The organism is Flavobacterium sp. 1355, from assembly GCF_017833415.1.
Taxonomy (GTDB): domain Bacteria; phylum Bacteroidota; class Bacteroidia; order Flavobacteriales; family Flavobacteriaceae; genus Flavobacterium.
Genome location: NZ_JAFICC010000004.1, coordinates 67,040 through 91,650, shown reverse-complemented (window position 1 = coordinate 91,650; position 24,611 = coordinate 67,040). Strand labels below are relative to the sequence as shown.

The window sequence follows — 24,611 nt, the reverse complement described above, 5'->3', positions numbered from 1 at the left end:
TAAGTGCAATTTGTGGCAAACTTTTTTTTATTTCAAAACCTTGTGCATTGCCCTGGCCTTCAACAAACATTCTTCATATTCTTTTTCGGGTATTGACAGCGAAGTTATGGCGCTTCCGACAGAAAATGAAACGTATTGGTTTTCCTGATTATACAAAATACTCCGTATCACGACATTAAAATCAAAATCTCCATCTGGTGTAAAATAACCTATGGCCCCGCTGTATAAACCGCGTTTTGTTTCTTCAAGATTTTCGATAATTTTCATAACCGAAATTTTTGGTGCTCCGGTCATGCTTCCCATTGGAAAAGTTGTTTTTAAAACATCAATTGGAGAATATTGAGCATCTATTTTTGAGGTAATTGTCGAAATCATTTGATGAACCTGCAGAAAAGAATATATTTTGCAAAGCTCTGCTACTTCAACAGAACCTTTTTGCGCTGTATGCGACAAATCATTGCGAACCAAATCTGTAATCATGATATTTTCTGCACGTTCTTTTGGATCGTTTTCCAGATATTGCCTGGAAATTTCATCTTCAATCGGGTCAGAAAAACGTTTTGAAGTTCCTTTTATCGGCTGTGAAATTATAGTTTCTCCAACTTTTTTCAGGTAACGTTCTGGTGAAGCTGAAAGTAAAAATTGTTTATTATTTTTAAAGAAAACAGAAAATGGTGCTTGTGAAATTTCATTTAGTTTTTGAAATTTTTCCAATGGGTTTATTACCGCATTTTCGGCAAAAAATTCCATGCAGAAATTAGCTTCATACATATCACCTGCGTGGATATGATTCAGCATTTTTGCTATTTTTTCTACATAAAATTCTTTTGAAATTCTTTGCTGAATATTTAGTTTTGCTACTGTCTCATAAGCATCGGACTGAATTTGGATAATTTCATCAAAATCGTCTTCAACTTCATCATCACAAAGAAATAAATACTTAATTTCCAGTTGGTTTTCTTTTAGCAGAAATATTTTTTTAGGTTGAAAGAAAAACAAATCCGGAAAATTCAATCCGTCAAAATTGGAGGAACTTAAATTTTCGACATTGTTCTTCAGGTCGTATGATAAATAACCAAAAAGCCAGTCTTTTGTTGTAGTCTGGTATTGTCTGAGATCATCAAAAGCATTCTCAAAATCGGTCTTTAAGGAAGTAAAAGCATCGACGGCCAGCAGACAGTCAAAGCTTGAATATTCTTGCGGATATGAATTGCTATCCAAAAAAACAACCTCTCGAAATTGTTGTGACCAAACTAAAAGCTGTTGTTTAACCTGCTCGGGATTGGCAATATGTTTATGGATTGAAACTCTCAAAAATAGATAAATTTTAGATTTCAAAATTACGACAAAAAAAATCCTTCCAAAAAAGTAATCATCAAAAATTATTGGCACACTTTTTAGTACACGAGATTAGTATAACAATCAAAATTATTAATCAACCCTTTAACCTTTTATGAAAACAATTGCAAAATTAAGTTTGGCCTCATTAGTAATTCTTGCATTACTATTTTCCTGTAAAAAATCAGACGGATCCGTTGGCGAAGAATCCGCAGATTATGCTGTTGCAGACAGTACCATTGTTTCTTCCTCTGCTGCGGTAGAAAAAAAAGACAGTAAACAAAAATTTATCCGTACGGCAGATCTAAAATTTAAGGTGAGAAATGTCGCAAAGTCAACTTATGCAATTGAAAACGCTGTCCAGAAATTTGGAGGTTTTGTAACTTATACAAATTTACAAAGTACCATTCATGAACAGATTAAAACAAAAATAAGCCAGGACAGTACTCTTGAAACTACAAAATATATTGTCGAAAACAATATTACTATTCGCGTGCCCAATACCCAGCTTGATACTGTAATTAAGACCATAGCAAAACAAATTGATTTTCTGGATTTCAGAGTAATCAAAGCTGATGATGTTTCCTTAAAACTTTTATCCAATCAGCTGGCTCAAAAAAGAAGCGCTGCTACCGAAAAAAGAGTTGCAAAAGCGATTGATGATAAAGGCAAAAAAATAAACGATATTATTGATGCAGAAAAGACTCTGGCTAATCAAAAAGAAGCAAATGATACTAGTGTAATTGATAATTTGTCAATGCAGGACCAAATTAATTTCAGCACTATTACGCTTCAGCTTTATCAAAATGAAACTATTAAACAGGAAATAACTGCAGGAGAAAAAGATAGTCACGAATACAAGCCACATCTTGGAATCCAGATTGTAGATTCGCTAAAAAATGGCTGGTATATTCTGGAAGAAATCTTTGTTTTTCTATTGAATCTTTGGCCATTAATTTTAATTACTATCGGAGGATTGATGCTTTACAAAAAATATAAAAAAAATTAGCCGAACTGTTAATATTACAGCAATTTAATAAGAAAAAAATCACTATATTTGATATAGGCTTAGATTAATCCTAAAATACTGCTTTATTGATTATAATATCCTCAATAAAACACCCTCAAAAAGAGATTTTTATTTTATTAGAAAATTCCATTTGTAATGTATATCAGCAAATAATTTATATTTTTTTAACCTATTAAAAATCCTAGTATTATGAAAATTGCTACCATTATCGTTCGAGTTTTGATTGGCTTATTGTTACTTTTTGCTTCCATCAGCTTTTTCTTCAAGCTGGCGCCCGAACCGGAGGTAACAGGAAATTTTAAAGCTTTTAATATGGGCTTAGTTGCTTCAACTTATTTATTACCACTGGCAAAATCAATAGAACTGCTTTGTGGAATTGCATTTATAACAGGTCGTTTTGTAACATTGGCCAACATCCTGATCTTACCAATTACAATCAATATTTTGTTTATTAATTACTTTATGGCTCCCGAAGGCCTGCCAATTGCAGCATTATTATTTTTGGCAAACTTATTTTTAATTTACAGATATTGGGATAATTACAGAAGTGTTTTCAGACCGTAAACTTTTATCTTTTGAAAATATAAACCCCGACAGAACTAAAACTGTCGGGGTTTTTTATTTTAACTTGCTTTATCATGTTTTACCCAGATCAGTGCCGAAACATCATAACCAATTTCCTGTGCTTTTTTTACATATTCTGCGTGAATATGGGCCGGGATTGTAGTTTCTCTTGAAAGTATCCACAGATATTTTAGACTTTCACCTGCAACGAGGGCATATTTATAATCCGGATCAATTGCAATTACATTGTATCCTGAGTAGAAAGGACCAAAAAATGAGACTCTAAGCATGCCGACATCATCTTTTTTGACAAATTTGGCTTTCCCAATGCTTTGTTCCCATTCGTCTTTTTTGACGTTATAGCCCTTATTAGCAACTTTTATCGTACCGTTATCATTCAAAGAATAATTTGCGGTCACGTTATCCATATTTTTTTCATATTTATAATCCAATCTTGCTATCTCATACCATTTTCCAAGATATCGGGCCTTATCAAAATTAGTGACGGCCGTGGCTTTCTTTGGGATTGTAGAAACCCCGCAGGAATATAGTACGTATGCTATACCTGCTCCTAACAAAACCGGAGCTATATATTTATTTTTCATGATGTGCTCTGTTTTATATTTATATATAAATTTAATGCAACACTCAAAGAACTATTTACAGAATTATTTTTGTTTCTTATATCTTATAAAGTTACTAATCAATATCTTAGAAAACAAAAAAAACCGCCAGAATATAAATTTCTGACGGTCAAAATATGATTTTCGTAATAACTTATACGTGTATTGCTCTGTTTTCAGTAGCTGCCAGTGCTGCTTCTTTTACCGCCTCCGCGAAAGTTGGATGCGCGTGGCTCATTCTTGAAATATCTTCAGCAGACGCTTTAAATTCCATTGCAGTAACCGCCTCAGCAATTAAGTCTGCTGTACGGGCACCAATCATGTGAACTCCTAAAACCTCATCTGTTTTCTCGTCAGCAAGGATTTTTACAAATCCGTCTAAGTCAGCACTTGCTCTTGCACGTCCTAAAGCTTTGAATGGGAAACTTCCTGATTTATATGCAATTCCTTCTGCTTTCAATTGCTCTTCCGTTTTTCCAACTGCGGCAACTTCCGGCCAGGTGTAAACAACACCAGGGATTAAGTTATAATCGATATGAGGTTTTTGACCTGCTAAGATTTCAGCAACCATAGTTCCTTCTTCTTCTGCTTTGTGTGCCAACATTGCTCCACGAACAACGTCTCCAATTGCATAAATATTCGGAACGTTAGTTTGTAAATGGTCGTTTACTTCAACTTGTCCTCTGTCTGAGATTTTAACTCCGGCTTTGTCAGCATTCAATCCATCTGTGTACGGACGACGACCAACAGAAACTAATGAATAATCTCCTTCAAGGGTAATTGTTTCTCCTTTTGCGTTTTCAGCCTGAACTACAACAGCATCGCCGTTTCTTTCAACTGATTTTACTTTGTGAGAAACGTAAAATTTCATTCCTTGTTTTTTCAATACTTTAGTCAATTCTTTAGACAGAGAACCGTCCATTCCAGGAATAATTCTGTCCATGAATTCCACTACAGAAACCTGGGCTCCAAGACGAAGATAAACTTGTCCAAGCTCGATTCCGATAACGCCACCACCAATAATTACCAAGTGTTTTGGAACTTCTTTTAAAGCCAAAGCTTCTGTAGAAGTGATGATTCTTTCTTTGTCAATTTTGATGAAAGGCAAAGAAGATGGTTTTGATCCTGTAGCAATTACAGTATATTTTGCTTCAATAGTTTCAGATGTTCCGTCTGCTTTTGCAACTGCAATGTGCGTTGCATCTACAAAAGAACCTAAACCTGTGAAAACAGTGATTTTATTTTTATCCATTAAGTAGTTGATTCCACCTACGGTTTGATCTACAACTGCTTGCTTGCGCGCAATCATTTTCTCTAAATTGATTTTTACATCTCCGGAAACTTCGATTCCGTGATCTGCAAAATGTGCAATTTCTGCATAATGATGAGAAGATGATAATAATGCTTTTGAAGGAATACAACCTACGTTAAGGCATGTTCCGCCCAAAGAGTTATACTTTTCTACGATAGCAGTTTTAAAACCTAATTGTGCGCAACGAATTGCTGATACATATCCGCCAGGACCTGAACCTATAATGACTACGTCAAATGAACTCATAGTTTGTCTATTTTATTTTTAGCGATACAAAATTAAGGAATAAAGTTTTGTTTAAAGTTTAAATTTCAATGTTTTTTGTTTGAAATTTGAAGGGAGGACTTAACCGCGAGGGGTGCTAAGATTTACGCAATATTCGCTAAGCTTCATTTTTTAGTCTCGCAAAGTCGCGAGTAGCAAAGTTTTGATTTGATTAAAAAAAAATGAAAAAAGGTTTCACGCAGATTTTAGCAGATTTTTGTTTTTTTATAAAGTCTTGAACACGAAGTTAACACACAAACTTGTCATCCTGAGGAACGAAGGATCGCATTCGTAACTCAACAAAGATTGTCGACTCAGCATGTGGAGTCTCTTGTGTGATCCTTCGTTCCTCAGGATGACATAAAATGAGTAAAAAAACCTTTTGCCCTAAACTCAGAAACTCAGCAACTCAGAACCTTAGTATCTTAGAAAATCACTGTCGAGTTCTTCACTTCACTAATCATAAACATACTTTGTGTACTGCCAATATGTTGAAGCGAAGTCAGTTTGGTTACTAAGAATTCTCTATACGCTTCCATATCTTTTACCAGCACTTTCAAAATATAATCATAATCACCGCTTACGTGGTGACATTCAAGAACTTCGTTGAGTTTGACAACCTCGCTTTCAAACTTGGTTAGGAATTCTTTGGTGTGCTGAATGAGTTTTAAATGACAGAACACCACAAATCCTTTTTCAATTTTGGATTTATCGACTAGGGCGACGTAGTTTTTTATTATGCCTTCGCGCTCTAATTTTTTGATTCTCTCATATACCGCTGTAACAGAAAGATCAAGTTTTAATGACAATTCTTTGGTTGTTTTTTTACTATCGGTTTGAAGCAAAACCAGAAGTTTTTTATCTGTAGCGTCTAAAGTCATTTTTGTTTGTTTTGGAAAATGAAAGAAAATCTATTGATTGGTCTTTATGAATCCAAATTTAGATTAAAAATCATTACAAATACATTATTATAGTTTTAAAATCTATTTTTTTACTTTACAGTTGATTAATTTTCTTATTAGATCTTATTTTGAATAGAATTTCTTTTGAAAATGACTGCCCTAGCCCAGATTGCAGTGGAAAGCCCGGAGTAAAAAAGGCATAAGTTTCTTGTTCTAAAAAAGCGACCAACGGAAGCTCTTTTTAGAACATTAGAAACTTTGACTTTTTTATGAGGACTTGAAACGGAAAGCTGGAATAGCTCTTAAAAAATTTTGTTTCAGGTTTAAACTTTCACGCTGTTGGAACTTGAAAACCTGAAACTTGAAACAAAACAAACAAAAACTAACTATATGAAAAACTTTAACCCAGCAGATAAAATTCAGGATTTGCAATACTTTGGGGAATTTGGTGGTGTAAACCCGTCGATTTCTGATTCTTCGACTTATACTTTCCTTTCGGCGAAAACTATGTTTGATACATTTGAGGGCAATATGGAAGGCTGTTATTTGTATTCACGCCATTCTTCGCCAAGTAATTTGTATCTGGATCAGGCTTTGGCGGCGATGGAAGGAACGGAAACGGCAAATGTTTCGGCTTCGGGAATGGGGGCGATTACGCCTACACTCTTGCAATTATGCGGCGCGGGCGACCATATTGTTTCGAGCAGAACCATCTATGGTGGCACTTATGCCTTTTTGAAGAATTTTACTCCTCGCTTTGGAATAGAAACCAGTTTTGTAGATATTACAAAATTGGATGTTGTGGAAAATGCAATTACATCTAAAACGAAAGTTTTGTATTGTGAAACGGTAAGTAATCCACTTTTGGAAGTTGCGGATATTGCCGGATTGGCTACAATTGCTAAAAAATACAACTTAAAGTTGGTTGTTGACAACACTTTTTCACCTTTATCTGTTTCTCCGGCAAAACTTGGGGCCGATATTGTAATTCATTCTTTGACAAAATACATTAATGGAAGCAGTGATACGGTTGGGGGTGTAACTTGTGGATCGAAAGAATTTATTAATTCGCTGAAAAATGTAAACACGGGTGCAAGTATGCTTTTGGGACCAACAATGGACAGTTTGCGTTCGGCTTCTGTAATGAAAAATTTAAGGACTCTTCATATCCGAATTAAACAACATAGTCATAATGCGCATTTTCTGGCGGATCAATTTGAAGCTGATGGTTTAAAAACTGTTTATCCGGGACTGAAAAGCCACCCAAGCCATGAATTATACAAAACAATGATTAATCCTGAATATGGTTTTGGCGGAATGATGACAATTGATGTTGGAACTTTGGCAAAAGCTAATGAATTAATGGAGTTGATGCAAGCAAGAAATTTGGGTTATCTGGCGGTAAGTTTAGGATTTTATAAAACACTTTTTAGCGCGCCTGGAACCTCGACTTCTAGTGAAATTCCACTTGAAGAGCAAAAAGAAATGGGATTGACGGATGGTTTGATTCGTTTTTCTATCGGATTGGATAATGATATTCAGCGTACTTATGAGATGATGAAGACTTGTATGGTGGAGCTTGGGGTTTTGTAGACAATAATTTAAAGCACTTATTTTGTCATCCTGACGAAGGAAGGATCCCACAAGTAATTCGACAAAGTGAATCACACAAGCGGTTCGGCCAAGCGGATCAGCCAGGCAGGGACGAATTTCAGTACAGAATTTCTAGTGTGATCCTTCCTTCGTCAGGATGACAAAAAAAAAGCCGTTCTGAAATTATTTTCAGAACGGTTTTTTACATATAAATTCTAACTTCTAGCTTTCCTGCACGAAGTTCAGCTTACTATTTTTTCTACTATAAGTAAAGTAAATAAACAATCCGATTAGTAACCAGATCGTGAAATAAATCCAATTCCAAACGCTTAGTTCGGCCATCATGTACAGGCAGCAGATTAATCCTAAAAGCGGAATTAGAGAAAGGTTTTTTCTGAAAGCCCAAACGGCTAATCCTACTAAAACGAATAGGAAAATCCACATTGGGATCTTGTGTTTGAATAAGCTAAAACCTGATTCGTATTTTAATGAATCATTAATTGGCAGACCTTTTACAACTTCTGTATATTTTGCTTCATCGTCCTGGTATTGTCCTAATAAATGCTCTAAATCTGAAGTTTCGGCAGTTTTGTTATTTACTTCTATGCTTTTTAAATAATTAAAAACCTTTTCAGATTCTGTTTTATCTAAAGACGTAATAATTGTCGTTGGATCATTAATTTGTGCTTCATTATTAATAAAAGCCATTGTTGCCTTATTGTTGAAAGCAAAAGCGTAATACAATCCGGCAATCATTAATAATGGAAGAATGAATTTTGAGTTTACATAAGGTGTTTTAAATTTCCCTCTCGGAATTTCTGGTTTGTTTTGTAAAACCAACACTCCGGCACAAACTAATACGAAGGCAAATAAAGTCCCAATACTGCACAAGTCTGTTACCATTGTTAGGTTCAAGAACAAAGCCGGAACTGCAACCACAAAACCCGTTACGATTGTTGCGAAAGAAGGTGTTTTGAATTTTGGATGCACCGTAGAGAATTTCTTTGGCAATAAACCATCACGGCTCATGCTCATCCAGATACGTGGCTGTCCCATTTGAAAAACCAATAAGACACTTGCCATAGCAATTACAGCACTTACAGCAATAATTCCCGACATCCATTTAAGATCTAATTTCTCAAAAACAAAAGCCAGAGGATCTCCAACATTTAATTCGTTATAACGAACCATTCCGGTTAAAACCAAAGCAATGGCAATATATAAAATGGTACATATTATAATTGCCCACATCATTCCTCTTGGTAAATCACGCTGTGGATTTTTACATTCTTCTGCAGTTGTCGAAATGGCATCAAAACCAATATAAGCAAAGAATACAGCCGAAACTCCTTTTAAAACGCCTCCTACTCCATTTGGTGCAAACGGATCCCAATTGGCTGTATCTACATAAAATATTCCGACAGCAATAACTAAAAGAACAATACATAATTTTACAACAACCATTACATTACTTGCATTACGAGATTCTTTCATCCCTCTGTAAACCAAAGCAGTAATTAAAACAATGATAAATAAAGCAGGTAAATCCGCCACAAAATGAAAAGATCCAATTTTTGGTGCAGTTGTCCAGGCGGTATAGGCAGCTTGCAACGATGGACTTAAATTTTCATATAATTTGCCTGCCTGTTTTAAGGCCATCGCATCATTATAACCGTTTGAAGCGGTTAAATAATCCATCTGTATCCATTGTGGCAAATCTATACCGCCGCTATGGAGCAGTCCGGTAAAATAATCACTCCACGATATGGCGACCGTTATATTTCCAACGGCATATTCCATGATTAAAGCCCAGCCAATTATCCAGGCAATAATTTCTCCAAAAGCAACATAAGAATATGTATAAGCGCTTCCTGATACCGGAACCATAGAGGCAAACTCGGCGTAGGCAAAAGCTGCAAAACTACAAGCTAAAGCTGTAAATAAAAACAAGAAAATAACAGCCGGACCACCATCTGCACTGGCTTTTCCGATAGTACTAAAAATACCTGCTCCAACAATTGCTGCGATTCCAAAGGCAGTTAAATCCCTGGTCGTCAAATGTTTTCCAAGAGCATTATGACCATCTGCTTCGTTTTTTGCAACTTGCTTGAGAATATCCTGCACCGTTTTTTTTCGGAATAAACCTGATAATGCCATATGTGGTTTTGCTTTTATAAATTAATATATTTAGGTCTTTGTGGTTTTATTTTGCAAATAATGCAAAAATTATCCTGATTTCAAATATATAAAACGATTTTGTTTTGTGTGTTTTTTGTGGTGAATTATTTTGCCCGCGAATTATGCGGATTAAACTGATTTACGCAGATTTATTTTTTTGCCACTTAGACGCTAAGATGGAAAGTTTTTTTTTCGCCACAAATTTCACAAATTAGCACAAATTATTTCACGCAGATTTAAAAGATTTAAGCAGATGCGCGCAGATTTATTTATAACTAAATCGAATTAAATCCGCTAGATCTGCCAAATCTGCGTGAAACAAAAAAAAATCCGCGTTTATCCGCGTTTTCACGAAGTGAATCCGTGTTCATCCGCGTGCCATTTCTCATTTCAAACAATTTCTCAAAATACTAACCGGATGCTGTGCTTCGCGTTTCGTTCCGTCATAAATCTGGTGTCGACAGCTTGTTCCTGCTGCGGCGATTTTTACATTTTCGGCTGTGGCCCGTATTTTGGGGAAAAGTGTATCTTCTCCCATTTGCATACTCACACTATAATGTTCTTTTTCATACCCAAAAGAACCCGCCATTCCGCAACAGCCTGAGTTGTAAATTGTCACTGTATTATTGGTAGGTAAATTGAGCATCGCAAAGGTTGCTTCAACAGAGCTCAAAGATTTCTGATGGCAATGTCCGTGAATTTTGATTTCTCTCTTTTCTTCTGAAAAAGAATCTGGTCGGATTTTGCCATCGATAATTTCTTTTTTAAAGAATTCTTCAATCGTAAAGGAATTTCCGGACAGCTTTTCTGCACTTTCCTTATCATCTGCCAAACGCAGATATTCGTCTCTAAAAGTAAGAATTGCCGAAGGTTCAAGACCAACCAAAGGTGCGTTTCCTAATACTAAATCTTTAAAAACATTTACATTATGATTGGCAATTTTCTTGGCTTCTTCCAGAAAACCTTTAGAAAGATACGCTCTTCCGCTTTCTTCATGATCTACGACCAAAACCTGATACCCTAATTTCGTTAATAATTCAAAAGCATCAATTCCGATATTGACATCATAATAATTTGTAAATTCATCTACAAACAGATATAATCTTCCGTTTGGAAAATCTGTTGCTGCTGGTTTATGATTTTCATGCCATTTTCTGAAAGTAGTTTTTGCCAACAACGGAACTTGTCTCTCTGGTGCAATCCCCATTGTTTTCTTGACAATTGACTGATTTGAAATAAAATTGGTAATCGACGGAAACTTACTTCCCATTTTATTGAGCTTGGCGTTATTGGCAAAAATCTTATTTCGGGTAGAGAATCCGTTTGCTTTTTGATATTGGTATAAAAATTCGGCTTTCAAAGTGGCCACATCCACATTACTTGGACATTCGCTCGCGCAGGCTTTACAGCTTACGCACAACTCAAAAACTTCGTATAATTCTTTTTGGTCAAATTTGTTTTCTTTCTCCGAATAGGTCAAATACTCACGCAAGGCATTCGCTCTCGCACGTGTTGTTTCCTTTTCATTTTTGGTTGCGCGATAACTCGGACACATTGCTCCTCCTGCCGATGGTAATTTTCGGCAATCGCCCGAACCGTTACATTTTTCGGCAGCACGCAAAATGCCTAAACTGTCTGAGAAATCCTGAAACGTTTTAATATCCGGTTCTACCCTGCCCGAAACCACACGATGGTTTTCATCCATCTTTAAAGCATTGACAATCTTACCTATATTCAAAACCGAATTGGGGTCAAAAGCCAATTTAATACGTTTCAGCAATTCATAATTTTTCTCGCCAATCATAAACGGAATAAACTCCCCGCGTACAATTCCGTCGCCGTGTTCACCGCTTAACGAACCTCTGTATTTTTTAACCAAATGAGCCACTTCGGTTGCAATGGTCCTGAATAATTTTAAATCAGACGTTTTCTTCAAATTCAAAACCGGCCGAAGGTGCAATTCACCCGCACCCGCATGCGCATAGTAAATCGCTTCCTGACCGTGACTTAACATCATTGCCGAAAATTCAGCAATATAATTCGGTAAATCACTCAATTCAACGGCAGTATCTTCAATAGAATCGGCCGCTTTATTGTCGCCTACAATACTTCCCAAAAGTCCAAGTCCGGCTTTTCTGAGTTCGTTTGCTTTGTCAATATCGTTCCCGTAAATCTTTACACGGGCATAGCCAAAATTATGTTTTTCTAAATCGGCTATTAAGGCATCGGCTTGTTTTTCGGCATCCTCCAGACTGTGAGATGCGACTTCAAACATCATAATTGCTTTGGGTTCACCTACCAAAAAGAAACGGTTTTTAACATGTTCACGATTTGTTTTGGTACAATCCAAAATGGTGTCGTCAATCATCTCGCAGGTATACAAATGATGCTTCATCGCCACAACCACAGATTCCAGTGATTCCTGAATGGTGTGGTAATGCCCCACAACCATAATATTATGTGCCGGAGGCAAATCGTCTACTTTTAAGGTCACTTCTGTTGTAAAAACCAAAGTTCCTTCGCTTCCGCAAAGCAGTTTCCCCAGATTGATTGTGGGTTCCTGACCTCCAAACAAATCCGATTTCAGTAAAATATCAACAGCATAGCCTGTATTTCTGCGGTGAATTTCCGGTTTTGGAAACTCCTTTACAATTTCTTCCTGAGTCGCCTTAACGGAAAGTTCGTCGTAAATGGTTTTATATATTTTATTTTCTAAAGTATCTCCTTTGGTTTTTTCGATAAATTCAGCAGAAGTCAAATCCTTAAAAACAACTTCAGATCCATCGCTCAAAAGTCCTTTTAGCTCCACGATCTTATCACGTGTAACACCGTAGCGGATAGAAGTAGTTCCAGACGAATTATTTCCAACCATTCCGCCCACCATAGCACGGTTTGAAGTCGAAGTAATCGGTGCGAAAAATACCCCGTGTGGTTTCAAAAACAAATTCAGTTCATCTCGAATTACACCCGGCTGTACCGTAACCGTTTTTTTTACAGCATCAAAATCAAGAATCTTGGTAAAGTTTTTAGAAACGTCAATTACAATTCCGTCACCAACCGCCTGCCCGGCCAGCGAAGTTCCGGCAGTTCTCGGCGTAACCGAAACATTATGGCGCGCCGCAAACCTGATAAGTTTGGAAATATCTTCAATCGTTTTGGGCACGGCAACCGCTTTTGGTTTTATTCGATAAACCGAAGCGTCGGTCGAATAAAGCGTTTTATGAAGATCATCGTATAAAAGTGTTCCTTCCAACGACGCTGATAATTGTTCTAAATCCTTAAGTATTGACATTTTTGCTGAATATGATTTCACAAAAATAGTTTTTTTTAAGGTTCTGAGGTTCTAAGATACTAAGGTTCTAAGTTTTTTTGTGATTGGATTATAAAATTGGGATTTTGGACGGGAGCGCCATGTTTTAATTATTGATTATAATCTATTTAATATTCATTTACTATTCTACTCTTTCAAACTTTTTAGATAATGGTTCGATAATTTCTTTTTCAAATAATTTTACTTTTTATGTTTTTCAAAAGAAAACCATCCAAAATAATCACTTGATCTGCTATTTATATAATAAAGATAAAAACTTGTAATTTCATCACTTCCCATATTCCATAAACGTAAATCATAAACTGTTTTATTGTTTTCTTCTGTGATTTGTATTGTAACTAATGTTTTTGTAAATCCGTTATCATCAATAGTATCTTTATAGGATAGATAATTTGAATTGCTACATATCATTTTTAACTCTTGTCGTAAATTCTTTTTGGTTATTTTAAATTCATATGCCTCGATCCTTTTTGGTCCGCCTGCACCATAAGAAAAAAGAATAGCAAAACCGATCCAATATAATACAACCATACTAAGCGCTGTACTGCCTAAAATAGCTAACCATTTAATAATTTTCATTTGAGACTTTTGATTTTAGCGAATTAATTATAATTTATTGTCAATTGAATTTATTTATTTATTCATTTATTTTTAATATTTTCTATAATATTTTAAAATATATAATGGAAAGAAAGCTATTGAAATAGGTAACACAACCATAAAAAAATCTTGCCTACCTAAAAAAATCATAATAACTAGATACACAAGAAACGGTATAAAAAAATAATGTTTTTTATCATTTTCTTCATCAAAATAAATGAATCCGGAAGAGCAAAACAAAACTGAATACAAAAAAAGATTTAAGAGGAATACTATAATTTCTTCTTTATATCTAGTATGTCCTTGAAAATTTAAATTGGTAAAAAACACTACCAACTCAAAACCTATAATGTAATTAAACACTATCAAAAAATCTGATTTATAAGAAATATAAATGATAAAAATTAGTAAACTTATTTGAATGAAATTACTCAGCATATATGTATATATTTTTCAACTCTTTTAAACTTTTGAGGTAACTATATATTTTATTAGTTTACTCATTTCCCTTTTTTCATCAAATCATTATTCGTCAATTCTTTCAAACTTTTTAGATAATGGTTCGATAATTTCTTTTTCAAATAATTTTACTTTTTTATGTTTTTCAAAAGAAAACCATCCAAAATCGTCATTTGATTTACCGTTTATGTAGATCAAATGAAGATCGCTATAGTTTGCCTCACCTGATAATTTTAGAACATAAATTGGTTGAGAATTTAATTTTATTACTAATGATTTTTTATAAGTTCTGCCAATATAATTAATCGAATCTTTACAAGAAATATTTTTAGAAACACTACAAATTCTATTTAATTCCTTTTCTAAATTCTCTTTTTTTGTTGCAAATTCATATATTTTTATTTTACCACTTCCATAGCTTCCAACATAGTAACCTCCAATAAAATATAGAGATAAATAAAAGATGAAAGAACCTAAAACAAGTGTAACTAAAATATAACTTATATTTTTTGTCATTCTAATTTTTCATATTTGTATTTCTTTGATAATGGGTCGATAATTTCTTTTTCAAATAATTTTATGTTTTTATGTTTTTATGTTTTTATGTTTTTCAAAGGAAAACCAGCCAAAATCATCATCGATTTTGCCATTAATAGAAATTAAATTGTAACTTGTATATAAATCTCCTCCTTCAGCATCTTTTATTATAAATGAATCCTTCTCTATTTTAATAACAATTAATTTTTGTTTATATCCTCCTCCCAAATCACTTATAGAATCTTTACAACTTATACTTGATTTTTTATGACAAATCGAAAATATTTCATTTTTAATGATACTTGTACTTATTCCAAATTGATAGTTTTTTATCCTGCCTTGGCCTCCTGCTCCATAAGAATAAAGAATTGCAAAACTTAGCCAATACACAAAAATGGAAATAACTATAACCACAATAAAGACACTTAACCACTTAATCATTTTCATTTGTAGAATTTTTTAACTTTTTTCCCTGATTCATTGACTGGATTAATAACATCATCAATTGTCAAATCTATATTACTCAGCCATACATCTAATGCTTGAGACATTGCTTTTTGTTTAATAATACTTTCCGTTTTATCAATGCCTTTAATTTTGCACAGTACCGAAAATAATGTAACAACTTTTTTAGCTCTTTCTAATGTTTCTTTAGAAACACAATTTTTAGTAAAGGGATCAATTTCTTTCTTTGCATACATATTAATAACTTTATTAGCACTTCGAACAAGCTGAATATCTGCTTGAAGCGCGCTTTTATCCATTGTCGCACCATAAGCTCCCTCGGCACCTACAAAATCATATCCTACATCATGAGCTCTTGCTGATGCATCAACCCGATAGCGCGGATTTGTAATCTGTGCCCATTCCAATTATCAAATCTTAATTTTCTTCAATCTTCTTATTCTTTGCTACTTTGTCGATTTTTTCTGTGTGTGTGTGCACGGTTTGCAAATCCGCGATATCGAACGGATTATCATCAATCTCTAATCGTCTAAATTCTCAAATATTAACTATTTTCTCCTTTTATATATTTTCGATAATATTTCAAAATATATAATGGAAAAAAAGCTACAAAAATTGGGAGATAAATAAAACTGAATGCCTCTTTCATCTTAAAATAAAATAACTCTAAAAATATAATAACACAATAAAAAAATATTGGTATAAAAAAATGATATTCTTTAGAGTTTGTTTCGTCAAAATAAATAGATAAAGAAGAAACGAATAGAACCGTATATGATGGTATAATATATACAAGCATTACGATTTCAAACATTAATGACCTAGATTCTCCACGGAAATTTAAATCTACAAAATACAAAAGCAAGATTAAGCCTATGAAATAATTAAACAACAGGTAAGATTTGCTTCTATATGAAATGTAGACAATAGAAAGTAAAAAAAATATTTGTAAAATGTAACTTAACATAATTTATTAATTTATTGTTATAACAAATGCTTCAATAGTTGTTGAAGAACTTGGCAAGGATACTGCTCCACTAGCTGAAGAAAATTGTTTAACAACTACCCTGTCAGTTCTTGTAACTTTTATTCGTGAAGGAGGAATTCCCTGTTCTCCTAAATACTTTACTGTATATTCTACTACATTAACAGCTCTTTTTTCATAATCACTTAAAGCCTCATCTACAGCAGCTAATATTTTACCGTTAGCATAATAAATAGGAACATATACAACTTTTTCATTTCGTAATTTAGCAATCTCATAATCTATAATTCCTTTCATTGAACATTTATTTCTAACAATAAAATTAATCATCTTATCAAAAACAGATAAATTCAGAAGTAAATTATTTAATTTGTATTTTGAAGCAATAAGCCAAGATAAATTCTGTACGTAAATATGATACCAATCTGGCCTTAAAAAAATTTGATCTGGATAGCCACCATCTGACTGAAAATGATCTCCTGTGTAACCTTCTTCTCCATACATTATAAAACCGCTTGAATTATTAGTAAGATATAAATCTTTTAAAGCTTCTTTTAAAGTTCTTCCTTTAAAAATTTCCTTTTGCTTTGTCTCACTATTTAAAAATTCCAATCCGTCTTTTTGCAAATAATAATTAAAAAATTTAATCCAAGGTTGCACTTGACTTCCAAGTGTTGTTTCTGATTTTATCTTCTTCCAAGAATCTATATATTTTTTAATAGTAGCGTCATCTGCTTCTTTTAAATTTAAATTCTCCTTAATATCTTGTGGTTTTAGATTTCCGATCCTTGTATGAGCATAAGTATCTCCAAATCGATGTAATAATTCTCCTTGAGTTTTGATATCTCCAATTGCCGAATATAAAAATTTAATTGCTGTAAAAAATTCTTCAATTCCATGAAATCCTCCATTTAATGAATGTATTTCTTGTTGTGCCCCCCCTGGATGTCCCCATGTATCATTTAGCTCAAAATTCATAGGACTATGAATTGTCGTATCTGGTGCTTCTGTAGCCTTAGCTAATTCTAAAGCTTTAACAGGATCCATACCTAACATAAGAGAAACCAAATAAACGGTAGAATAATGCCCATCCGTTTCATATTCCCCTTCAGCATCACCTTGAAACAAATACAATCTAAATTTAGGATCATTAATTTGTTTCCAGTCATTATGCCAAAGATTTAGTCCATTTCCATAATCCATTAAAAAGTCCGTTTTACCTTCTTCTGTTTTATTTTTAAAGGGATGCTCCAAACCAAAAATACCATGTCCTAATTCATGGCTAGCAATTCTATTATCACCATTTGCAAAAACATATCCAAACTGTCCTTTTAATGCCATAAATCCTTTAATAGCCGGATTACTTGCTGGCAAATCAGAATAAATTAAATAATAAGAATCTGATTTATAGCTACCAGATTTTTTTATTAAATTATTGATCGTTTGTTCTTCATTTGTGTAAGTTTCAAAAAAATCACTGTCTCCCACTTGTATTTTTCCGTCAGCATCTGTATAATTAACTTTTTCAGATCTTGTAATATTCATTTTTATACCTGCTTTTTTATAAACAGCACTGATCTCATTTTCTGCATTTGACGGAATTTGAGTTTCTTTATTTAACGGGACTAAAACCAAATTTACTTCCTTCGCCGAAATATGAACCAGCATAAAAGCACCAATCACTTTCCATCTTTCACCTTGCTGAATCACTGCTAATATTTGCTCCTCTGCATAAGTTTGGTTTCCTTTTACAGTAAGTATAAATGTTTTTCCATTTCTGGTAAACGACACATTCGCTCCGTTTTGGGTTTTAAAAACAATTTTGTCCGGTTTTACAATCGTATCGGTAATGGTTACCGTGGCAACGACTGTATCAGTATCTCCATTTAAAACTGCTTTATAAGGCAATACAGCATCATCTACTTTTTTATATAACTTTTGTATTGTAGCTGTTGCGTTATTTGGCATCACATCAAAGGCATATTTACTTCCATTTCCTGAAAAAGCAATTGTAACTCCTTGTGCCGTAAAAGCTGTCGCCTGACCACTTTTATCAACGCCATCAGTATTCTCGGGAGTTGGTTTTCCTCCGGGCGCAGGTTCTGTACCCTGACTGCTTCCGTTTCCTTTGCTGTCTACACCGTATACTTTTCCTGTGCTATCAGTGATTACAGTATCTTTTCCTCCCGGAATTGTTACCTGTTCCCCATTTTTACCATTAACTACAATATCGCCATTGGCATTGATAACGATGTTTTTTATTTCAAACTTAACCGTTTCTTCAATTTGCCCTCCCTGGCCTTCGCCTGTAAAGTCTTCAATATCGGTAACATTCTTCCAATCCGCATTATAACTGGTTTCAACCACACCGCTAATCAATTGATAATCTGTGTTGATTAGAATATTATTGAATTCAACGGCAATTTTAGTATCCGCCAAATAAGGCACTATTATATAACCTTTTCCCGAATAAGGACTATGTTTCTCCTGCAGCTCTAAAACAGTTACCGGAAAATCTCCTGCAGTAAATGTTTCGCTCTGAATTAAATTCGTAAGTGGTTTTTGATTTTGAATATTGATTTTCGGAACAATACCACAGTTATAACTGGCGATTCCATTTTCTTTTTTCGGAATTTTAAAAGTGTTCGTATTAGAGTAATTAAAACTCTGCACACCATCACCTTCTAAAGTACAAGTTGAACCTACTTTGAACTCATAAGTTGTTTCCTGCTCCAGATTGGTAAGCAAAGCCTGATTGTTATTGGTATAAGTAGAAAACCACTCAAAGTTTTTTTGTTTTTCTTTGCCTCTTTTGTTGGCTTCTACAACAGCCTGTTTGCGATATTGTACCTGATATTTGGTGTGATCGGGCAATCCCTGCCAGCTTATTTTTACACTGCTTGGCGATACAATTTCAGATAAGGCAAAGGTGGGAGGATCGCACTTTTGGGTATATTTAAAAGAATAAATCTCGCTATACCCGTCGTTTTTAAAAATGGCATTTTCTGATAGTCCCGTGGTTGATATTGCCCTTACACGCCATGCATAACGCATGCCGGGTGTCAGGATCGGCATGTTTAAATTGTAGAGCAGTGCAGTGCCAAAAAGTGTTTCCTCGTATAAAACAGGAGCCATCTGAAAGGCAAACTGAGGATCAAGTGAAGGATCTAAAAGCTGTTTTAATTCAAATTTATAAGAAACATTGGTTGCGTTTCTCTGGCGCGGTGTCCAGGTAAACATAATATTAGGAAAATCAGTGGCTGCAATCTGCTCGTTTTTTTGCGGGGTATTCAAGAGTGGCGGATCGTTTAAAATCAGGTATAAACTGGCACAGCTTTTTTGCGATATTTTTTGGTTGGTGACAAAGTCATACATCTCAAAACAGAAACTGTACATTCCCTCCGGTAATCCGTTGGCGTATTGAGCCGTCGTAATTCCCTGCAGGTTTTCGAGCCTGAACAAGGCTGCGATATCTGTATTGGTCAGGGTTTGCAGTTCGCCTCCATTGATAAAGAGCGGTTTTTGCCCCTGCATGTAATCGCTGCTTTGTATGTTGAGCCCGTTGCCCTGAATGTATAGTTTTAATCTAACCGGCCTGTTGGATATCATGATATCAGTCGGGTTGATCATCAACTGCATTTTAGTGTCCATACTGGTCGCATAGTCCGATAATTTAAGACTATAGGGACTATTGAAAACAGGAGTTAGCTGAACGGGAAATAGTTGGGCATGACTTTCAAAACTCCAAATAAATAATAAAAGAAATAAGAAGCGTGTAAAGTTTTTTTTCATTTTAAATGAGGAGTTTATGTTATACTCGAATTTAAAACTGTAAAAAACTAGATCACTCCCTTAGAAGGTAATATTATATTAAAATAGGGTTATTTTCTTTCTTAGTAAAATTTAATGCTCCTTAAATTAAAAAGCCGGCATTTTTCCTAATTTTATAAAATAAATCCCATTTTAGCATTACCAAATACAACACTTCCTTAAAACCTCATTTTAATGAATAAAAATATAAGCGCTCTTTTTGAAATCGCTCAAAAAGAGACCCGAAAAATAGTAGGTTTAATGTCAGGAACTTCGCTTGACGGATTGGATATTGCGCTTTGTGCTATTTCTGGTGCGGGCGAAAATACGGCTGTGAAAATTCTGGAATTCGAAACCATCAGTTACACAGAAGATATTAAAACCGAAATCCGTAAAGTGTTTGCCAAAAAAACGATCGATTTTCAGCATTTGGCTTTATTAAACGAATGGATCGGTCTTTTGCACGCCGGCATGGTCAACGATTGTCTTCAAAAATGGAATATTCCCGCACACGAAGTCGATTTAATTGCCTCGCACGGACAAACAGTTTTGCACGCTCCAAAGTTTTTGCATCAGCAGGAAAAATTTCCCAATGCAACTTTGCAAATTGGAGACGGCGATCATATTGCCGTAAAAACCGGAATTATAACTTTATCCGATTTCAGGCAAAAACATGTTGCTGCAGGTGGCGAAGGCGCACCCTTGGCGGTTTATGGCGATTATTTATTATTTAGCAAAAAAGGCGAAAACCGCATTATGCTCAACATGGGCGGCATCGCCAATTATACTTACCTCCCTGCTTCCCTAAACGCTGAGGACGTTTTTGTAACCGATACCGGAACAGCAAATACGTTAATTGATATTTTTACCAAACATTATTTCCCTGAAAAAAGCTACGACAAAGACGCCGAAATTGCCCAAATGGGAACGGTAAATCAAACCCTTTTAACCGAATTAAAAAACGATTCGTTCTTCCAGAAAAGTTTCCCAAAATCAATTGGTCAGGAAGTTTTTAATTTTGATTTTGTACAAAAAGCACTTTCAAAAACTGGCTTAGAAACGATTTCGGCATCAGATTTGCTTGCCACTTTAACACGTTTGAGTGCCGAGACTATAGCCGAAGGAATTCTTTTTACCATAAATAGAGTGAATATTGATTCTAAAGATTTTCATATTTATATGTCCGGTGGCGGAACAAATAATCCGTTACTCGTAAAATGGTTAAAAGAATTATTGCCGTGCCAGTTTCATACCAGCGACGATCTCGGAATTTTGAGCGATGCCAAAGAAGCGGTTTTATTTGCCATTCTGGCCAACGAAACTGTCGCAGGAGGGAATTATAATTTCGGAAACAACAAAGGAATTCCTTCTGTAACGATGGGTAAAATTTCATTTCCCGATTGAGAAATGGTACTACTTGCACTGGATTTTTTTCTTTTGCCACAGATTAAAAGGATTAGAAAGGATTTCATTTTAATGCTGGAATCTGTTGCGAAGAAAGTTGCCACGAATTTCACGAATTATCACGAATTATTTTTTCTTTAGAATATGACTAGAAATTGGTGTAAATTAGTGTAATTCGTGGCAAAAAAATAAACCAGAGTAAAAAATCCTTTTAATATGTGACAAAAAATAAAACTCAGAAATTACCGTTCAAATTATAATTCCAGAATTATTTATTATAATCAGCCAAAAAAACTATTTTTGGTTCTTGTTAAAAAACATTGAAATGCATAAAAATCAGCACCTAATATATACTCTCTTATTTTTACTAACCGTTGGATGGAATGTCAATTCTCAGGTAAATACGACGCATCCTAAAACTGAATTTAGAGGTGTCTGGATTGCAACCGTTGTCAACATCGACTGGCCAAAAACAGCGACAGATAACGTAGAAAAAGAAAAATCAGATTATCTTGACATTTTAGATACGTACAAAAAATTAAATTATAACGCTGTCATTGTACAGATAAGAAGTGTTGGTGATGCTTTTTATCCATCAGAACTGGCACCATGGTCCCGTTTTTTAACCGGAAAAGAAGGTCAGGCCCCAAGTCCGTATTACGATGCACTTGAGTGGATGATTGGACAGGCTCACCTGAGAGGTTTTGAGTTTCACGCCTGGATGAATCCGTACCGTGCAACTTTTGATTTAAACAAAAATCTTTTAAGCCCTACCCACGATGTTTTCAAACATCCGGAATGGATGATTGAATATGGAGGAAAATATTATTATGATCCTGCACTACCAGAAGTTCAGGCACATTTGACCAAAGTAGTAAAAGAAGTAGTAGACAAATACGATATTGATGCCATACATTTCGATGATTATTTTTATCCGTATGCCGTTCCGGGAAAAGTCTTTAACGATACTGCTTCATTCAAAAAATACGGCTCCGGTTTATCCCTTGCCGACTGGCGCCGTGCCAATGTGAGCAATTTTGTTCACACAATTTCTACCACAATAAAAACAAGCAAACCGTGGGTTCAGTTTGGTATTAGTCCGTTTGGGGTTTGGCGAAACAAATCGGTAGACCCGAAGGGTTCAGAAACACAATCTACCTCTAATTATGACGATTTGTATGCTGATCCTGTTTTATGGATGGACCAGAAATGGATCGATTATATTATGCCGCAATTATACTGGAGTATGAACAACCCGAGAGCTTCTTATTCTAAACTGGTAAAATGGTGGTCTGAAAACTCTAATAATACTGCCCTTTATATTGGTCATGCTTCTTATAAAATCAGAGCCGATGGTGATAAAAGCTGGAACTTTGCCAGTGAAATCCCAACTCAGATTGATTATGCCAGAAGTTTCAAAAAAGTGGGCGGAAGCGCTTATTTTAGTGCCAAATGGTTTACAAATAAAAACTTTGATATTGTTCGCCTTTTAGAAGAAAACCAATATAAATATCCTGCATTGCCTCCGGCTGTACCGAACCTGAAACGAATCGTAATTGATATCCCAACAGTAACAGAATTTGCAAAAGACAGTTCGTTTTATACCTTTACTATCAAATCTCCACTCAATACAAAAGTGCGTTATATGGTAGTTTACGGTGCAGATCATATTTCAAAAATCAATACAAACGATGCAACGCAAATTGTAGAAAAGATAAAAGTCAATGAAATCAACGACTCGATTACATTTTCAGTCCTTACGCAAAAAATGAATCAGTATAAAGCTTGTGCAGTAACATTTATTGACTATTTTGCAAACGAAAGTACCCCGACTACTATCGACCTAAACAAGACATTTAAAATATATTCACCTGCCCAACCAAATGAAAACAGATAATAAACCGTGGTTTTGGATTCCGCTTCTTAATTTTGCTTCCGGTTTACCGTATGCCGTGATAATTTCGGTTTCGGTTATTATGTACAAAAACCTCGGGATTACAAATGAGGATATTGGCGTCTATACCAGTTTATTATATCTGCCATGGGTAATAAAACCTTTATGGAGCCCGTTTATTGAGCTTAACGGAACAAAACGAAAATGGTTTTTATCCATGCAATTGCTTATTTCGATTGCCTTTTTGCTTGTCGGGTTTACGATTCCGCTTAACGGCTTTTTTATGATGTCGCTGGCGATTTTCTGGGTTGCTGCTTTTGCTTCGGCTTCCAACGATATTGCAAGTGATGGCTTTTATTTATTGGTTTTACCAAAAGAACAACAATCTTTTTTCCTCGGGATCAGAAGTACATTTTACAGACTTTCACTTTTGGCAGGAAACGGTTTAATCGTACTTTTTGCCGGTTATCTGGAACACAAATACAGTGATAATACCAAAGCCTGGTCGTATACGATGATCGCGGTTGGATTGTTAATGACATTTATAACGGTTTATAATTTCTTTGCGACACCAAAAACAGAAATTAATGCAGACCAGACCAACAAAAACCATCATCAAAACTTTGCTTCTGTATTTGTAAGCTTCTTTAAGAAAAAACAAATCGGTTTGGTTCTGGCTTTTATTTTGGTTTTTAGATTAGGTGAATCTCAGCTGCTGAAGATGTTAAGCCCTTTTTTGTTAGACAAAAAAGAATTAGGCGGAATGGCTCTGGACACAGAAGCTGTCGGAATTATTTATGGAACTTTGGGGATTTTAGCATTAACCGTTGGAGGAATTTTAGGAGGTATTGCCATTTCTAAACACGGTCTGACAAGATGGATGCTTCCAATGTTTCTGGCGATGCACCTTCCTATTCTTGGTTTTATAGGGTTGGCACATTTTCAGCCGGAAGAACTTTTTCATTTACATATAAACTTATATTTTTTTGAAATAAATTCTCCTCTTAATCTTTACACCTGTATTACTGTTATATTGGAACAATTTGGATACGGTTTTGGTTTTACAGGTTTTATGATGTTTTTGATTCATGTTGCCGAAGGAGAATCAAAAACAGCACATTATGCACTTGCAACCGGTTTTATGGCATTAGGTATGATGCTTCCGGGAATGTTGAGCGGATATGTACAACAATATTTAGGCTATCAAAACTTCTTTATATGGGTTTTTCTAGCTACAATTCCAGGTCTTATTTTATCACGTTTTTTAATTTTCCCGAAAGATTTTGGGAAAAAATCAGAAGAAGTTTAACCCCAAATCAAAC

The 24,611-nt window shown here is 34.8% G+C and carries 17 protein-coding genes; 6 read left to right on the top strand and 11 right to left on the bottom strand.

The window, feature by feature from the left end; translation table 11 throughout:
* Window positions 1-27: 27 nt before the first annotated feature.
* Entirely contained in the window at window positions 28-1,314 is a 1,287-nt protein-coding gene (locus JOD96_RS06240; protein ID WP_209563418.1) for an anthranilate synthase component I family protein, read from the bottom strand.
* A 139-nt stretch (window positions 1,315-1,453) separates the two neighbouring features.
* On the opposite strand from JOD96_RS06240, the gene JOD96_RS06235 reads away from it, so the two are divergent.
* Window positions 1,454-2,347 carry a DUF4349 domain-containing protein gene (locus JOD96_RS06235; RefSeq protein ID WP_209563417.1) on the top strand — a complete coding sequence of 298 codons (894 nt, stop codon included), beginning with the start codon at window positions 1,454-1,456 and terminating at the stop codon, window positions 2,345-2,347.
* A gap of 210 nt (window positions 2,348-2,557) precedes the next feature.
* Window positions 2,558-2,932, top strand: coding sequence for a DoxX family membrane protein (locus JOD96_RS06230; RefSeq protein WP_209563416.1), 375 nt, complete (start codon window positions 2,558-2,560; stop codon window positions 2,930-2,932).
* A gap of 59 nt (window positions 2,933-2,991) precedes the next feature.
* On the opposite strand, the gene JOD96_RS06225 is transcribed toward JOD96_RS06230, so the two are convergent.
* From JOD96_RS06225 to JOD96_RS06215, 3 genes are all read right to left on the bottom strand, one after another.
* The gene (locus tag JOD96_RS06225; protein WP_209563415.1) at window positions 2,992-3,537 is read right to left on the bottom strand and encodes a lipocalin family protein; all 546 of its coding nucleotides are present in this window, start codon (window positions 3,535-3,537) and stop codon (window positions 2,992-2,994) included.
* 172 nt (window positions 3,538-3,709) lie between these two features.
* On the bottom strand, window positions 3,710-5,113 hold the full coding sequence (gene lpdA / locus JOD96_RS06220) for a dihydrolipoyl dehydrogenase (protein ID WP_209563414.1): 1,404 nt from the start codon (window positions 5,111-5,113) through the stop codon (window positions 3,710-3,712).
* Window positions 5,114-5,556: 443 nt separating this feature from the next.
* Window positions 5,557-6,012, bottom strand: a complete 456-nt coding sequence (locus tag JOD96_RS06215) for an Lrp/AsnC family transcriptional regulator (RefSeq protein WP_209563413.1) — start codon at window positions 6,010-6,012, stop codon at window positions 5,557-5,559.
* Window positions 6,013-6,423: 411 nt separating this feature from the next.
* Between JOD96_RS06215 and JOD96_RS06210 the strand changes: the two genes are divergently transcribed.
* A complete protein-coding gene (locus tag JOD96_RS06210) occupies window positions 6,424-7,626 on the top strand; it encodes an aminotransferase class I/II-fold pyridoxal phosphate-dependent enzyme (RefSeq protein WP_209563412.1) in 1,203 nt (400 codons plus the stop codon).
* A 222-nt stretch (window positions 7,627-7,848) separates the two neighbouring features.
* On the opposite strand, the gene JOD96_RS06205 is transcribed toward JOD96_RS06210, so the two are convergent.
* From JOD96_RS06205 to JOD96_RS06175, 7 genes are all read right to left on the bottom strand, one after another.
* Entirely contained in the window at window positions 7,849-9,783 is a 1,935-nt protein-coding gene (locus JOD96_RS06205) for an amino acid permease (protein ID WP_209563411.1), read from the bottom strand.
* A gap of 406 nt (window positions 9,784-10,189) precedes the next feature.
* A complete protein-coding gene (locus tag JOD96_RS06200; protein ID WP_209563624.1) occupies window positions 10,190-13,096 on the bottom strand; it encodes an FAD-binding and (Fe-S)-binding domain-containing protein in 2,907 nt (968 codons plus the stop codon).
* Between the two features lie 219 nt (window positions 13,097-13,315).
* Window positions 13,316-13,714: a hypothetical protein gene (locus JOD96_RS06195; protein WP_209563410.1), complete on the bottom strand. Its 399-nt coding sequence runs from the start codon at window positions 13,712-13,714 to the stop codon at window positions 13,316-13,318.
* Window positions 13,715-14,260: 546 nt separating this feature from the next.
* Entirely contained in the window at window positions 14,261-14,710 is a 450-nt protein-coding gene (locus JOD96_RS06190) for a hypothetical protein (protein ID WP_209563409.1), read from the bottom strand.
* A gap of 69 nt (window positions 14,711-14,779) precedes the next feature.
* A complete protein-coding gene (locus JOD96_RS06185; RefSeq protein ID WP_209563408.1) occupies window positions 14,780-15,178 on the bottom strand; it encodes a hypothetical protein in 399 nt (132 codons plus the stop codon).
* Window positions 15,175-15,603, bottom strand: a complete 429-nt coding sequence (locus tag JOD96_RS06180; RefSeq protein ID WP_209563407.1) for a hypothetical protein — start codon at window positions 15,601-15,603, stop codon at window positions 15,175-15,177. The genes JOD96_RS06185 and JOD96_RS06180 overlap by 4 nt, the downstream gene beginning before the upstream one ends.
* A 566-nt stretch (window positions 15,604-16,169) precedes the next feature.
* Entirely contained in the window at window positions 16,170-19,973 is a 3,804-nt protein-coding gene (locus JOD96_RS06175; RefSeq protein WP_209563406.1) for a fibronectin type III domain-containing protein, read from the bottom strand.
* A 213-nt stretch (window positions 19,974-20,186) separates the two neighbouring features.
* On the opposite strand from JOD96_RS06175, the gene JOD96_RS06170 reads away from it, so the two are divergent.
* From JOD96_RS06170 to JOD96_RS06160, 3 genes are all read left to right on the top strand, one after another.
* Entirely contained in the window at window positions 20,187-21,395 is a 1,209-nt protein-coding gene (locus JOD96_RS06170; protein ID WP_209563405.1) for an anhydro-N-acetylmuramic acid kinase, read from the top strand.
* A 325-nt stretch (window positions 21,396-21,720) separates the two neighbouring features.
* On the top strand, window positions 21,721-23,292 hold the full coding sequence (locus tag JOD96_RS06165) for a glycoside hydrolase family 10 protein (RefSeq protein WP_209563404.1): 1,572 nt from the start codon (window positions 21,721-21,723) through the stop codon (window positions 23,290-23,292).
* A complete protein-coding gene (locus JOD96_RS06160) occupies window positions 23,279-24,598 on the top strand; it encodes an MFS transporter (RefSeq protein WP_209563403.1) in 1,320 nt (439 codons plus the stop codon). Before JOD96_RS06165 ends, JOD96_RS06160 begins: the two co-directional genes overlap by 14 nt.
* The last annotated feature ends 13 nt before the right edge of the window (window positions 24,599-24,611 follow it).